Annotated in this window: 13 protein-coding genes; 6 read left to right on the top strand and 7 right to left on the bottom strand. The window is 75.2% G+C overall.

Features of this window, described 5'->3' with window-relative positions; genetic code table 11:
- Positions 1-64: 64 nt before the first annotated feature.
- Positions 65-1582 (top strand): SDR family oxidoreductase, encoded by a 1518-nt coding sequence (locus OG933_RS39685; protein WP_362532181.1) that lies wholly within the window; start codon positions 65-67, stop codon positions 1580-1582.
- 103 nt (positions 1583-1685) lie between these two features.
- Positions 1686-3059: a deoxyribodipyrimidine photo-lyase gene (locus OG933_RS39680; RefSeq protein ID WP_362532184.1), complete on the top strand. Its 1374-nt coding sequence runs from the start codon at positions 1686-1688 to the stop codon at positions 3057-3059.
- 17 nt (positions 3060-3076) lie between these two features.
- Here the strand turns inward: OG933_RS39680 and OG933_RS39675 are convergent, their stop codons facing one another.
- Entirely contained in the window at positions 3077-3997 is a 921-nt protein-coding gene (locus OG933_RS39675; RefSeq protein WP_405631915.1) for a LysR family transcriptional regulator, read from the bottom strand.
- A 157-nt stretch (positions 3998-4154) separates the two neighbouring features.
- On the opposite strand from OG933_RS39675, the gene OG933_RS39670 reads away from it, so the two are divergent.
- A complete protein-coding gene (locus tag OG933_RS39670; protein WP_362532189.1) occupies positions 4155-4850 on the top strand; it encodes a type 1 glutamine amidotransferase domain-containing protein in 696 nt (231 codons plus the stop codon).
- Positions 4851-5034: 184 nt separating this feature from the next.
- Here OG933_RS39670 and OG933_RS39665 read toward each other — a convergent pair whose 3' ends face one another.
- Entirely contained in the window at positions 5035-6000 is a 966-nt protein-coding gene (locus OG933_RS39665; protein WP_405631913.1) for a MerR family transcriptional regulator, read from the bottom strand.
- Positions 6001-6139: 139 nt separating this feature from the next.
- On the opposite strand from OG933_RS39665, the gene OG933_RS39660 reads away from it, so the two are divergent.
- The 3 genes from OG933_RS39660 to OG933_RS39650 all read left to right on the top strand — a co-directional run bounded on the left by OG933_RS39660 (position 6140) and on the right by OG933_RS39650 (position 8236).
- On the top strand, positions 6140-6733 hold the full coding sequence (locus tag OG933_RS39660; RefSeq protein WP_405631910.1) for a sigma-70 family RNA polymerase sigma factor: 594 nt from the start codon (positions 6140-6142) through the stop codon (positions 6731-6733).
- A 169-nt stretch (positions 6734-6902) separates the two neighbouring features.
- The gene (locus OG933_RS39655; protein WP_362532198.1) at positions 6903-7487 is read left to right on the top strand and encodes a sigma-70 family RNA polymerase sigma factor; all 585 of its coding nucleotides are present in this window, start codon (positions 6903-6905) and stop codon (positions 7485-7487) included.
- Positions 7484-8236 carry an anti-sigma factor gene (locus OG933_RS39650; RefSeq protein ID WP_362532202.1) on the top strand — a complete coding sequence of 251 codons (753 nt, stop codon included), beginning with the start codon at positions 7484-7486 and terminating at the stop codon, positions 8234-8236. The genes OG933_RS39655 and OG933_RS39650 overlap by 4 nt, the downstream gene beginning before the upstream one ends.
- Positions 8237-8276: 40 nt before the next feature.
- Here OG933_RS39650 and OG933_RS39645 read toward each other — a convergent pair whose 3' ends face one another.
- From OG933_RS39645 to OG933_RS39625, 5 genes are read right to left on the bottom strand one after another with little or no spacing between them, the layout of a single operon-like run.
- Positions 8277-9077 carry a DUF1295 domain-containing protein gene (locus OG933_RS39645; protein ID WP_405631908.1) on the bottom strand — a complete coding sequence of 267 codons (801 nt, stop codon included), beginning with the start codon at positions 9075-9077 and terminating at the stop codon, positions 8277-8279.
- Complete coding sequence (locus OG933_RS39640; RefSeq protein ID WP_405631907.1) at positions 9074-10393, bottom strand: class I SAM-dependent methyltransferase; 1320 nt, start codon at positions 10391-10393, stop codon at positions 9074-9076. The genes OG933_RS39645 and OG933_RS39640 overlap by 4 nt, the downstream gene beginning before the upstream one ends.
- The gene (locus tag OG933_RS39635; protein ID WP_362532210.1) at positions 10390-11676 is read right to left on the bottom strand and encodes a class I SAM-dependent methyltransferase; all 1287 of its coding nucleotides are present in this window, start codon (positions 11674-11676) and stop codon (positions 10390-10392) included. The genes OG933_RS39640 and OG933_RS39635 overlap by 4 nt, the downstream gene beginning before the upstream one ends.
- Positions 11673-12440, bottom strand: coding sequence for a DUF1365 domain-containing protein (locus OG933_RS39630; protein ID WP_405631903.1), 768 nt, complete (start codon positions 12438-12440; stop codon positions 11673-11675). Before OG933_RS39630 ends, OG933_RS39635 begins: the two co-directional genes overlap by 4 nt.
- Entirely contained in the window at positions 12434-13759 is a 1326-nt protein-coding gene (locus OG933_RS39625) for an NAD(P)/FAD-dependent oxidoreductase (protein WP_405631900.1), read from the bottom strand. The genes OG933_RS39630 and OG933_RS39625 overlap by 7 nt, the downstream gene beginning before the upstream one ends.
- Positions 13760-13808 lie beyond the last annotated feature (49 nt).

Genomic DNA, 13808 nt, shown 5'->3' with positions numbered 1-13808 from the left:
CACGGCCCTCCCGCGCGTGGAAGCGATCTGCGAGAGGGCCACCGACGCGAAGGAGCGAGGACTCATGACCGCAGACGGCCGGGGCACACTGTGCCTGGTGACCGGCGCCACGGGATACATCGGCGGCCGGCTCGTCCCGGAGCTGCTGGCGGCGGGCCACCGCGTGCGCTGTCTGGCCCGCTCCCCCGACCGGCTGCGCGACCACGAGTGGGCCGGCGACGTCGACCGGGTGCGCGGCGACGTCACGGACGCCGCGTCGGTCGCGGCGGCCCTGCGCGGCGTCGACGTCGCGTACTACCTGGTGCACGCGCTGGGCACCGGTGAGGACTTCGAGGAGACCGACCGGCGGGCGGCACGGATCTTCGGGGAGCAGGCGCGGGCGGCGGGCGTGCGCCGCATCGTCTACCTCGGCGGCCTCACACCGGCCGGGGTGCCCGAGCGGGAGCTCTCGCCGCATCTGCGCTCACGCGCCGAGGTGGGGAGGATCCTGCTCGCCTCGGGCGTCCCCACCACCGTGCTGCGGGCCGCGGTCGTGATCGGCTCGGGCTCGGCCTCCTTCGAGATGCTGCGCTATCTGACCGAACGGCTGCCCGTGATGGTCACCCCGAGCTGGGTGCACACCCGGATCCAGCCCGTGGCCGTCCGCGACGTGCTGCGCGCCCTCGTCGGCTCCGCCGGGATGCCGGACGACGTCAGCCGGGCCTTCGACATCGGCGGGCCGGACGTCCTGACGTACCGCGAGATGATGCTCCGCTACGCCGTCATCGCCGAACTGCCCCGCCGGATCATCCTGTCCGTGCCGATGCTCACCCCCGGCCTGTCCAGCCACTGGGTCGGGCTGGTGACCCCGGTGCCGGCCTCGATCGCACGGCCGCTCACCGAGTCGCTGCGGCACGAGGTGGTCTGCCACGAGCACGACATCGCCGGGTACGTGCCGGACCCACCCGGCCATCCGGTCGGCTTCGACGAGGCGGTCCGGCTCGCCCTGCGCAGCGTGCGGGAAGCGCGGGTCGCCACCCGGTGGTCCTCCGCGTCCTTCCCCGGCGCCCCCAGCGACCCGCTGCCCACCGACCCCGGCTGGGCGGGCGGCAGCCTCTACACCGACGTCCGCGAACTGGTCGTCGACGCTCCCCGGGAGTCCCTGTGGCGGGTGATCGAGGGCATCGGCGGCGACAACGGCTGGTATTCCTTCCCGCTCGCCTGGGCCGTCCGCGGCCGGCTCGACCGGCTGGTCGGAGGGGTGGGGCTGCGCCGCGGCCGCCGGGACGCCACCCGGTTGCGGGTGGGCGACTCGCTGGACTTCTGGCGGGTCGAGGAGATCGAACGCGGACAGCTGCTCCGGCTGCGGGCCGAGATGCGGCTGCCGGGCCTGGCCTGGCTGGAGATGTACGCGCAGACGGACGCCGGCGGCCGTACCCGGTTCCGTCAGCGCGCCCTGTTCCATCCGCACGGGCTGCTCGGCCACGCCTACTGGTGGAGCGTCTCCCCCTTCCACGCCCTCGTCTTCGGCGGCATGGCCCGCAACATCGCCCAGGCGGCGGTGGCCGACGCGACGGCGCGCGAGGGGGAGCCGGTCCGCTGACCGGCCGTGCGCGCAGGCCCGCCCGCCGCCCACCCCCTGCATCCGCCGGGCGCCGCTTGCCGGAATCAGGTGACCGTCCGAACCCCTGCCCCGGAGCCCTGCCATGAACGTCTCGGTCGTCCTGTTCACCGCGGACCTGCGTCTGCACGACCACCCGCCGCTGCGCGCGGCCCTCGACGGGGCGCGGCAGGTGGTCCCGCTGTTCGTGCGCGACCGGGCCGTGGACGATGCCGGGTTCGCCGCGCCGAACCGGCTGGCGTTCCTCGCCGACTGTCTGCGCGATCTCGACGCGGGGCTGCGCGAGCGGGGCGGCCGGCTCGTCGTGCGCTCGGGCGACCTGGTCGAGCAGGTGTGCCGGGTGGCCGCCGAGGCGGACGCGGACGAGGTCCACCTGGCCGCCGACGGGAGCGCGCACGCGCGGCGCCGCGAGGAACGGCTGCGGCGCGCCCTGGAGTCGGAGGGCGTACGGCTGCATGTGCACGACGCGGTGACGACCGCCGTCGGTCCCGGTGCGGTGACCCCGGCCTCCTCGGACCACTTCGCCGTCTTCACGCCGTACTTCCGGCACTGGTCGCAGTGGCGGCTGCGCGAACCGCTCGGCGCGCCGCGGACCGTGCGGGTGCCGGACGGGGTCGGTTCGCAGGAGCTGCCCACCCGGAAGGGGCTGGCCGGGCTGTCGCCGGGGCTGGCCCCCGGGGGCGAGAAGGAGGGCCGCGAGCGGGTCGCCGCCTGGCTGCGGTCGGGCATCGGCGCCTACGAGGACGGGCACGACGACCTGGCGGGCGACGCGACCTCCCGGCTCTCGCCGCATCTGCACTTCGGCACCCTGTCCCCGGTGGAGCTCGTGCACCGGGCGCGCCGTGCGGGCGGGCCGGGAGCCGAGGCGTTCGTGCGGCAACTGGCCTGGCGCGACTTCCACCGCCAGGTGCTGGCGGCCCGGCCCGCCGCGGCGAGCGCCGACTACCGCACCAAACACGACCGCTGGCGTTCGGAGCGGACGGCGGGCGAGGACGTCGAGGCGTGGCGGGCGGGCCGTACCGGCTATCCGGTGGTGGACGCGGCGATGCGGCAGCTGAGCCACGAGGGGTGGATGCACAACCGGGGCCGGCTGCTCACCGCGAGCTTCCTCACCAAGACGCTGTACGTCGACTGGCGGGTCGGTGCCCGGCACTTCCTGGATCTGCTGGTCGACGGGGACGTGGCCAACAACCAGCTCAACTGGCAGTGGATGGCGGGGACCGGCACCGACTCGCGGCCCAACCGGGTCCTCAACCCCGTCACCCAGGCGAAGCGGTACGACCCGGACGGGACGTACGTACGGCGCTGGCTGCCGGAGCTCGAAGGCGTGGCGGCACCCGCCGTGCACGAGCCGTGGAAGCTGCCGGGCCCGGACCGGGCGGCGCTCGACTACCCGGATCCGATCGTCGAGCTCTCCGAGGGACTCGCCCGCTTCCGGCGGGCCAGGGAGCGCTCCTGAGCCCTCGCCGCCCTTCCTCACCAGCCGGGTGCCGCGGCCAGCAGGAGATCGCGGACCCGGGTCACGTCCCCGTTCTCCACCGCGCCGGGGCGCTGGACGAGGAACGCCGTGTTGATCGGCGGGTCCGGTGGCTCGTGGAGCGGGACGAGGGCGCCGGAGGCCAGCTCGCCGAGGCAGAGGTAGCGGGGCAGCACGGTGATCCCCGCCCCCGCGACGACCGCGGCCAGCACACCGCGCAGGTCGGGCACGGTCACCGCGGCGGAGCCCGCCAGGCGGCGGCCGAAGACGTGCCGCCAGTAGCGGCGCGCGATGGGCAGGTCCTCGGCGTAGGTGACCAGCGGGACGGTGTGCAGTGCCGTCGGCCCGTCGGCGGCCAGCGGTGCGCGCAGCCGTTCGGCCCACGCCGGGGCGGCGACCAGCACGAACTCCTCGTCCGTCAGCGGGACCGCGGTCAGGGTGCGGCCGCGCGGCCGGGTGGTGGCGATGACCAGGTCGTGCCGTCCCGCCCGCAGCTCCTCGAGCAGCGGGTCGGTCAGGCCGGTGGCGACGCGCAGCCGGACGCCCCCGGCCACCAGCGGCGCCAGCGCCGGGATCACGCGGGTGCACAGCAGTTCGGCGGGCCCGGCGAGATGCACCGGGCCGGCCCGGCCGGCCGCCGGGTCCGGACCGGCCACGGTGGCCAGCTCGTCGAGCGGCGCGGAGACCCGGGCCGCGAGCTCGTCGGCCACGGCGGTCGGCGAGACGCCCCTCGGGAGCCGCTCGAAGAGCTCGCGCCCGGCCTGCCGCTCCAGAGCGCGCATCTGCGTCGTCACCGTCGGCTGGGACAGGCCCAGCAACTGCGCCGCTCCGGTGAACGAGCCCGAGCGGTACACCGCGAGGAAGGTCCGCAGCAGGTTCAGGTCCAGATGCTCGCCGGGGCGGCTGTCGGTATGTTCCACCTGGCCAGTATTCCTCCCGCACCCATAGGAAGCCCTATGTCGGGCATTGGAATCCTCATTGGATCCCTATGCCTCGACCGCCTACGTTCGACAAGGCACTTCCCGCGCCGTGGTCCGCGATCGCGAACCTCGGCACCGACACTTCCGGAGTTCACCCATGGCCAAGATCCTCTTCGTGCTGACCGGCGCCGACCACTGGACGCTCGCCGACGGCACCCTGCACCCCACCGGCTTCTGGGCCGAGGAGGCCGTCGCCCCGTACGAGGCGTTCCGGGCGGCCGGCCACGAGGTCGTCGTCGCCACGCCGGGCGGTGTCGTCCCGACCGTGGACCAGGGCAGCCTGGCGGCCGAGGTCAACGGCGGTCAGGAAGCCGCCGACCGCATCGCCGCCGCGCTCGACGCCATCCCGGAGCTGCGACGGCCGCTCCGGCTGGAGGACGTGGACCTCGGCGACCACGCGGCCGTCTTCTACCCGGGCGGGCACGGCCCCATGGAGGACCTGGCGGTCGACGCCGTCTCCGGTCGGCTCCTGGTCGACGCCCTCCGCTCGGGCAAGCCCCTGGGTGTCGTCTGCCACGGCCCCGCCGCGCTGCTCGCCGCGGTGACCGAGGACGGCTCCAACGCCTTCGCCGGCTACCGGGTCGCCGCGTTCACCAACGCGGAGGAGTTCCAGGCAGGCCTGGGCGACAGGGCCAAGTGGCTGCTCCAGGACCGGCTGACCGAGGCGGGCGTCGAAGTCCGGGTCGGCGAGCCGTGGGCGCCGCACGTGGTGGTGGACCGCAACCTGATCACCGGCCAGAACCCGGCCTCCTCGGCCCCCCTCGCCACAGAACTCCTGAAGCACCTGAACTGACGCACCCGCCCGCCCCGCCGGGCGCACGCGGGACGGGGGCGGTGGTACGGCGGGACCGCGCGGGTCCGCCCGGGGCGGGCGAGTCTGCAGGCCGGGTCCCGTCCCGCGCGCGCAGGCCGGCCCTCTCCCGACCGGCACGTGCTGGTCAGTGCGCGCCCGCCGCGCGGCGGGTGGGTGTTGCTCGTCAGGGGGCGTGGGTGCCGGCCAGGATGGTCAGGGCGTCGCTCAGGCCGGTGGGGCGGGGCAGGCCCGGGGCGGGGCGGCCGGCCCAGCCGGGGCCCGCGAGCATCACGGTCGGGGCGCGGCGGGCTCCGGTGACGCCCCAGCGGGTCTCCGCGATGTGCCGGGCGAGGGGCAGGCTCGCGGTGGAGCGGGCCTGGGCCCACAGGACCACGGCGACCGGGCCCAGCCGCTGCACGGCCGCGGTCAGCGCCTCGACGGGCACGGCAGCCCCGAACATCCGGGTGGGGACGTCGAGTTGACCGAGCCCCGCGTTGAGTGCCTCCAGCGGCAGGCTGTGTTGCTCGCCCGGCACACAGGCCAGTACCACCGGCCCCGGCCCGCCCGCCGCGTCCCCCGGCACGACGGGCCGGGTGGCGCGGCGCAGGGCGGTGGAGACGTGCCAGGACAGCAGGTGCTCCACCTCGACGTACCGGTCGCCGGACGAGGCCCACTTGCGTCCCACGGCGTGCAGCGTGGGGACCATCACCTCCTGCCAGGCGACGGTGAGTCCGTGCCGTTCGACGGCCGTGGCCAGTTGCTCCGCGACGGCCGGCGCGTCGAGCCGCACGGCGGCGCGGGCCAGCCCCCGGCACTCCTGGCGGACGTCGCCGCCGAGCGGCAGGGCGCCCGCCGCGGCCGGCCGTTCGGTGACCGCGCGCGCCGGTTCGGCAGAAGGCGGGAGCACCCCCTCCTTCGCCGCGCGGGCCGCGTCCGCGGGAGGCACACCGGAGGCGGTGAGCCGGCACATCGTCTCCAGTACGGCCACGTCCGCCGCCCGCCAGCGCCGGTGCCGCCCGTCGGCGCGGACGGCGGGCCCGATGCCGTACCGGCGGTCCCAGGAACGCAGGGTGGTGGGCGCCACGCCCAGTCGGCGGGCCAGCGCCCCGGTCGTCAGGCCGGCCTCGTCGGGATTCGGGAATGCGCTCATGGGCCGACGATACGACGCAGAAACGACGCATGTTGAGACGCCCGGTGTGCGGCTCGCAGGATGAGATGACCGGGGCCCGCCCCGGAGCACGTCCCGGACCGGCCTGAGCGCAGGCCGCCCGACGCGAGGAGCCGTCGCCATGAGCCCGCAGCCGACCGCCGTACCCTGTCCCGCCCCGACCCAGGAGTCGCTCGCCGACGAGGAACTCGCCCGGGGCCTGGTATCGGGGGACGAGGCGTCCCTGGCCGCCGTGTACCACCGCTGGCGCGCTCTGGTGCACTCGCTCGCCTGGCGTTCCCTGGGCGACGCCAGGGAGGCCGAGGACGTCACGCAGCAGGTGTTCCTCGGGGTGTGGAGCGGCCGTGCGGGCTACCGGCCCGAGCGGGGCGCGCTCGGCGGCTGGATCGTGGGCATCACCCGGCGCAAGATCGCCGACGCGCTGGCCGCCCGGACCCGCCGTCAGGAACTCGTCGCCTCGGCCGGCTCCTGGCTGACCCTGCGCGACCCTGGACGCGGTCGTCCCGAGGAGGTCCTGGACCGCGTCCTGGTGCGCGGCGAGCTGGCCCGGCTCCCGGCACCCCAGCGGCAGGTGCTGCGGCTGACCTTCTACGAGGACCTGACGCAGACGCAGATCGCCGAGCGCACGGGCTGGCCGCTGGGCACGGTCAAGAGCCACGCCCGGCGCGGCATGCTGCGGCTGCGCGGCCGTCTGGAGTCCGGTCCGTACGGCTGAACCCCCGTACGGCCGCGACCCCTTCCGCACACGCGTTCCCCGGGCGAACCGAAATTCGACGCACAAACGCTGCGTTCGAGTTCGCCGAAGAACAGCGGGCGCGGACCAATCCCCCGCCCCTCGTGCACCGGATTACGTCCGGACCTACCGCACTCCCGAAGGATCCCCCGTGAAAGAAGCCGTCCACATCGGCCGGAACCCGGCCTCCCAGCCGGATCCCCAGGAACTGCTGGGCGCGGTGGCCCTGGGCGACCAGGAGGCCTTCGCCGGTCTCTACGACATCGTCGCGGGGCCGGTGCTGGGGGTGGTGCGCGCGGTGCTGCGCGACCGGGCGCAGTCCGAGGAGGTGGCCCAGGAGGTGCTCGTGGAGGTGTGGCGATCGGCTCCCCGGTACCGCCCCGAGCGCGGCTCGGCCGTCAACTGGGTGCTGACCATGGCGCACCAGCGGGCCGTCGACCGGGTCCGGTCGGTGCAGGCCTCGGCGGCGCGCGAGCACCGGGCCGCCCTGCTCGACCACGCACCCGAGTACGACGAGGTCATCGAGCAGGTGGAGGCCCGGCTCGAACGGGAGCAGGTCCGGCGCTGTCTGCGCACGCTGACCGAGCTCCAGCGACAGGCCGTGGAGCTCGCCTACTACCGGGGGCTGACCTACCGGCAGGTCGCCGAGGCCCTGACGGTGCCGCTCGGCACCGTGAAGACCCGCCTGCGCGACGGGCTGATCCGGTTGCGCGACTGCCTGGGGGTGAGCGCGTGATCACGTCGGATCTGCACACGCTGTCGGGCGCGTACGCCCTGCACGCCCTGGAGGACGACGAGCGCGCCGCCTTCGAGCGCCACCTCGCGGACTGCGAGGCCTGTGCCCGTGAGGTCGGGGAGTTCACCGCGACGGCCGCCCGGCTGGGGCTTGCGGTGTCGGTGCGGCCGGCGCCCGGCGGGCGGGACCAGGTGCTGCGGCGGATCGCCGAGGTCCGGCAGGCCACCCCGGACCGGACGCCCTGGGACCGCTCCGAACGCAGGGCACGACGCGCGTGGTGGGCGTCCCGCTGGATGCTGGCCGCCTGCCTGGCGGCGACGGCCGCGCTGGGCGGCACGACGGTGTGGCAGTACCAGCGCGCCGAGGACGCCCGGGCCGAGGCCGGCCGCTCCCAGCGCGCGTCCGCGGAACTGTCCGCGGTGCTCGCCGCGCCCGACGCCCGCTCGCGCACGGTCCGGCTGGCGGACGGGGCCGAGGGGACGGTGGTGGTGTCCGCGAGCCGCGACCGTGCCGTGTTCCTCGCCGCCGGGATGGCCGAACCGCCCGGCGGCAAGGTCTATCAGCTCTGGTTCGACGAGCACGGCGTCATGCGCGACGCGGGGCTGATGGACCCGCGTCGCACGAGCCAGGCGGTGGTGCTGCGGGGAACGGTGGACGGCGCGTCCGCGATGGGCATCACGGTCGAGCCGGCGGGCGGCTCGAAGGAGCCCACCTCGCGGCCCGTCGCGCTGCTGCCGTTCCCCACCTGATCGGTACGGCCGCCCAGGTCGGCGCCCGGTCGGCGCCCGGTCAGCGCCTGGGCGGCCGCGGGAAGAAGCCGCTCGTCCGCGAGACGTACTCGGCGTAGCCGGGCCGCTCGGCCATGTGCCGTTCCAGGAGCGGCTTTCCGCTGCCCCGGATCAGCAGGAAGCTCATCACGAGCGGCGAGACGAAACCGACCAGGGCCGAGGCGGCGGAGTCGCACGCGATGAGGAACAGGCCCCACCAGACACAGAAGTCCCCGAAGTAGTTGGGGTGCCGGGTGTAGCGCCACAGGCCCCGGTCCATGACCCGGCCCCGGGTGGCCGGGTCCGCCTTGAACCGGGCCAGCTGGGCGTCGCCCACCGCCTCGAAGAACATCCCCACCGCCCACAGCGCGGTGCCGGCCCAGGCCAACGCGGTCATCCGTGCCGGCACGTACTGCGCGGCCTGGACCGGCAGCGACACCAGCCACACCAGGGCGCCCTGAAGCAGGTACACCATGCGCAGCGCGTACAGGTTCCGGCTGCCGGGCGCCTTCGCGAGCATCGCCTCATAGCGGGGGTCCTCGCCGTGGCCGCGGCCGCGGCGCGCGATGTGCGCGGCCAGCCGCAGTCCCCAGACGGCCGTCAGGACGGTGACCAGGACACGGCGCCCGGTGTCGCCGTGCCCGGCGGAGGCCACGCAGGTCACGAGGGCGACGGCGGTGAAGGCGACTCCCCAGGCGACGTCCACGAGACGGTGTACGCCCTTGCGTACGGCCAGGGCGAAGGTGGCGAGCAGGACGACGAGGACGGCCGCGGCGGCCCAGGCGAGGTTGAGCGCGAACGCGCCCCAGGGGAATCCGCTCATGACCGCTCCAGCCCCGTGTACCAGCCCTCGGGACTGCCGGGCATCCCGCTCTCCCCCAGCGAGGTCGGCCGTACGCAGAGGATCTGGTCGACGCCCATCCGGCCCTCCTCGAAGGCCAGCGCCCCGCCGACCAGACAGAGCCGCCACACCCGGGCCGTCTCCGCACCGACGAGCCGCACCACGTCGGCCCAGCGGTCCTCCAGCGTGCGGTGCCAGGCGGCGACGGTGCGCACGTAGTGCTCGCGCAGCGACTCGGCGGACCGCACCTCGAGTCCGGCGCCCTCCAGGAGCGTGACGGTCTCGCCGAGCGGCCGCATGTGCGTGTCGGGGGCGATGCAGGCCTCGATGAACGGACCGCCGCCGGGCGCGTTCCGCCCTCGCGACATCTGCTGCACGAGCACCCGGCCGCGCGGGCGGACCAGCCGGCGCAGCGCGGCGGCGAAGGCGGGGTATTCGGCGTCCCCGACGTGTTCGCCCATCTCGATGGTGGCGACGGCGTCGTAGGCCCCGCCGTCGATGTCCCGGTAGTCCTGGCACACCACCTCGACCCGGTGCTCCAGGCCCCGTTCGCGCACCTTGCGCCGTACGTACGCGGCCTGTTCGTGTGCCAGGGTGACGGCGGTGACCTGGGCCTTGTGCCGCTCGGCGGCGTACAGGGTGAGCGAGCCCCAGCCGCACCCGATGTCGAGCAGCCGCGCGCCGGGGACGACGGCGAGCTTGCGGCAGACCAGTTCCAGCTTGGCGTACTGGGCCTCGGCGGGTGTGCGGTCCGGGTCCTCGTCCGCCCAGTAGCCGCACGAGTAGGCCATCGGCTCGCCGAGGAGCAGACGGTAGAAGTCGTTGGACAGGTCGTAGTGGTGGCTGATCGCGGCCCGGTCCCGGGCCCGGCTGTGCAGGCCGCCGCGCAGCCGGGCCTGGGCGGCGGGCGGGGCCGGGCGCGGTCCGACGGCACCGAGCCGCAGCGCCTCGGCCGCGGCGCGGGTGCGGTCGGCGAGGCCGGGCCGCGGGGCGAGCGGGCCCCGTTCCCGGGCGGCCGCCCAGAGGGTGCGCAGCGCGTGCCCGAGGTCGCCCTCGATGTCGAGCTCGCCGGTCACATAGGCCTGGGCGAGGCCGAGTTCGCCAGGTTCCCAGAGCAGGCGGCGCAGGGCGCGGCGGGAGCGTACGACCACGACGGGGCCGTCGGCCGGGCCCGCCTCGCTGCCGTCCCAGGCGCGCAGCCGGACGGGCAGGGCGGTGCCGAGCGTCTCCTCGACGAGAGCGGCGAGCCGGTGGGCGGCGCCGGGCCGCGCGGTGCGGGCGGTGCGCACGTCGGTCATCGGGTCGGGTCCTCCTTGGCGAACAGGTACTGCTGGACGTCGAGGTAGCCGGAGCGGAAGCCGGCCTCGGAGTAGGCGAGGTAGAGGGTCCACATCCGGCGGAAGGTGGCGTCGAAGCCGAGGGCTGCGACCTCGTCGGCACGCTCGGTGAACCGTTCGCGCCACAGCCGCAGCGTCTCGGCGTAGTGCGCGCCGAAGCCGTCGCGGCGGGCGACGGTCAGCCGGGTGTGGTCGCGGACCGTGCGCTCGACGGCCTCGACGGAGGGCAGCAGGCCGCCGGGGAAGATGTACTTCTGGATCCAGGTGTGGGTGTCCCGGCTGGCCAGCATCCGCTCGTGCGGCATGGTGATGGCCTGCAGGGCGGCCCGGCCGCCGGGGGCGAGCCGGTCGTCGAGGGTGCGGAAGTAGACCGGCCAGAACTCCTCGCCGACGGCTTCGATCATCTCGACGCTGACGACGGCGTCGTAGCTGCCGCGTGCCTCGCGGTAGTCGCACAGCTCGACGGTGACCCGGTCGGCGAGGCCGGCGTCCCGGACCCGGGCGAGGGCCAGGTCGCGCTGTTCGCCGGAGAGGGTGAGCGAGGTGACGTGGGCGCCGCGCGCCGCGGCCCGGAGCGCCAGTTCGCCCCAGCCGGTGCCGATCTCCAGCAGCCGGGTGCCGCGCTGGACGTGCGCCAGGTCGAGCAGCCGGTCGATCTTGCGGTGCTGGGCGGCGGCGAGCAGGTCCCAGCGGGCGGGGAAGCCGCGGAAGAGCGCCGAGGAGTAGGTCAGTGTCTCGTCCAGGAACAGGGTGAAGAGGTCGTTGGACAGGTCGTAGTGGCGGCTGATGTTGGCGCGGGCGTTGTCCGGGGTGTTGCGCCGGTGGTGCGGCTGCCGCTGGGCCCACCGGCCCCGCAGGCGCTGCAGCGGGGCCGGGATCAGGTCGGCCGCGTGGGCGGCGAGCACGGTGAGCGGGGCTACCAGGTCGGGCGCGTCCCACTCGCCGGCCATGTAGGACTCGCCGAAGCCGATCAGGCCGTGGGTGCCGATCCGGGCGTGGAAGGCGCGCGGGTCCCTGATCTCCAGCAGCGGCCCGCCCCGGCCCACGGAGGTGCCGTCCGCGTAGCGGGCCCGCAGCGGCAGCCGGTCCAGTGCCCGGCGGACGACTGCGCCGGTCACGGCGGTCCGGACGCGGGCGGCGGACGGCGGGGCGGCCACGCCGGGCAGGTGTGCGGCGTCCGCGTGCGGGACGGCGTGGCAGTCACCCCGCCGCACGGTGGCGGGGCGGGGCTCGACGTACGTCATGGGTTGTTCTCTCCGGTGCGGTGGTCGGGACGGGGTCGGACGGGCAGGCCGCGCAGGTAGAGGCGGATGCCGTGCAGTCGGATGGCGGCGGAGACGGCGACGGTGGACCAGGGGCGGCGCAGCGCCTGGCGCAGCAGCCGCCCGTTCGTTGCTTCCCGTCGCGTGCCCCGCACGGTTGCGGTGAAGGGGCGCCCGCCCGCGCGGTCGAGGTGCACGGTGAGGTCGAGCCGCTCGTCCGGCCTGGGCAGCCGCATGCGGTAGTGGCCGTCGACGGGGAAGAACGGCGAGACGTAGAACTCCTTGTCGGTCCCGGCCCTGCCGTCGGCGTCCGTGTCGAGCAGATAGCAGTGGCGTTCGCCGTAGGTGTTGTGGACCTCGGCGACCACGCAGCGCGGCTCGCCGTCGGGGCCGTGGCACCAGTAGACGGTGAGCGGGTTGAAGACGTGTCCGAACACGCGGGCCTGGGTGAGCATGAGCACCGGGCCGCCCGCCAGGTCGACGCCGTGCGCCGCCAGGAAGGCGTCCAGGCCCGCCCGGATGCCGGGCTCGTCGCCGGTGAAGTGGTCGCGCGCGTCGAAGCGGGTCAACGCCCGGAGCGGACGCGGGAGTTCGGGCGGGTGGTCGACGTCGACCAGCCACAGGTGGGTGCGGTGGCGCAGCACGTACCGCAGGGGCGCGATGCGCACATGGGTGATCGTGCAGGGGTACAGGGCGGGCGTCGGGGTGACCACCCGCTCGGCCCGCGCGCTCCGGGGGGTCACCATCGCACCCCCAGTGCGGCCGCCGCCGTCACGCCGGAACGGCAGCCGTCCTCGTGGAACCCCCAGCCGTGGTAGGCGCCCGCGAACGCGGTGACGGTGGTGTTCAGACCGGGCAGGTCCCGCTGGGCGGCGACCGACTCCGGGGTGTAGACGGGGTGTTCGTAGGCCATGCGGGCGAGGATCCGGCCGGGGTCGACGCGGTCCTCGCCGCCCAGGGTGACCACGTACGGCTCGGCTGCGTCGAGCCGCTGGAGCCGGTTCATGTCGTAGCTGACCCGGACGTGGTCGGCGCCCGCGGCGCAGGACGGCATCAGGTAGTTCCAGGAGGCCCGGGCGCGCCGGGCGCGCGGGAGGACCGAGGTGTCGGTGTGCAGGAGGGTGACGTTGCGCGCGTAGCGGAACGCGCCGAGCACCTCCTTCTCCCGCGGGGTGGCGTCGGCGAGCATCCGCAGCGCCTGGTCGGGGTGGACGGCGATCACCACGGCGTCGTAGGCCTCGCGCACTCCGTCGGCGGTGGTGATCTCGGCTCCGTCCGGGGTACGCCGCACGGCCCGTACGGGGGTCCCGGTGCGGACGGTGTCCAGGCGTTCGGCGACCCGGTCGACGTACTCGCGCGAGCCGCCGGTCACCGTGCGCCACACCGGGGAGCCGCCGATCGCGAGCATCCCGTGGTGCTCCAGGAACCGGAACAGATAGGCGGCCGGGTAGCGCTGGGCGGTGGCGGTGTCGCAGGACCAGACGGCGGCGACGACCGGCGTCATGAAATGCGCGCGGAAATAGGGGGAGAAGCCCTCGCGGTCGAGGAAGTCCCCCAGCGTGAAGGTGTCCTCGGCCCCGTGGGCCAGCAGTCGGCGGGCCGCCCGGTGGAAGGCGGGGACCTCGGCGAGCATGCGCAGGTAGGGCGGGCGCACGGCGTTGCGCGGCCGGGCCAGGAGGCCGGCGGGGCCGCGGGCACCGGTGTACTCGAGCCCGCAGCCGTCGCACCGTACGGACATGCTCATCTCCGACTCCTGGGTGGAGACGCCGAGATCGCCGAAGAGCCGCAGCAGGTGGGGGTAGGTACGGCGGTTGTGCACGATGAAGCCGGAGTCGACGCGGTGGACCCGGCCGTCGGGTGCGGTGAGGTCGTGCGTGTGGGCGTGTCCGCCGAGCCGGTCGTCGGCCTCGTAGAGGGTGACCCGGCGGTTTCCGCGGCGCAGCACATGCGCGGCGGTCAGCCCGGCCACCCCGCTGCCCACGACCGCCGTCCGCCGTCGCCCGTCGGACCCGGCCCCGGGTCCCCCGCGCGGCTCGCCGCCCGCCGCCCCTGTCGTCCGCACCATCGTCCGCTCCTCCCGCCCGGCCCCAGGGCGGGGCCGTCGCGTGTAATCC

The sequence above is a fragment of the Streptomyces sp. NBC_00016 genome (assembly GCF_045040885.1).
Classification (GTDB): domain Bacteria; phylum Actinomycetota; class Actinomycetes; order Streptomycetales; family Streptomycetaceae; genus Streptomyces; species Streptomyces coriariae.
This window is presented reverse-complemented; position numbering and strand designations above follow the sequence as displayed.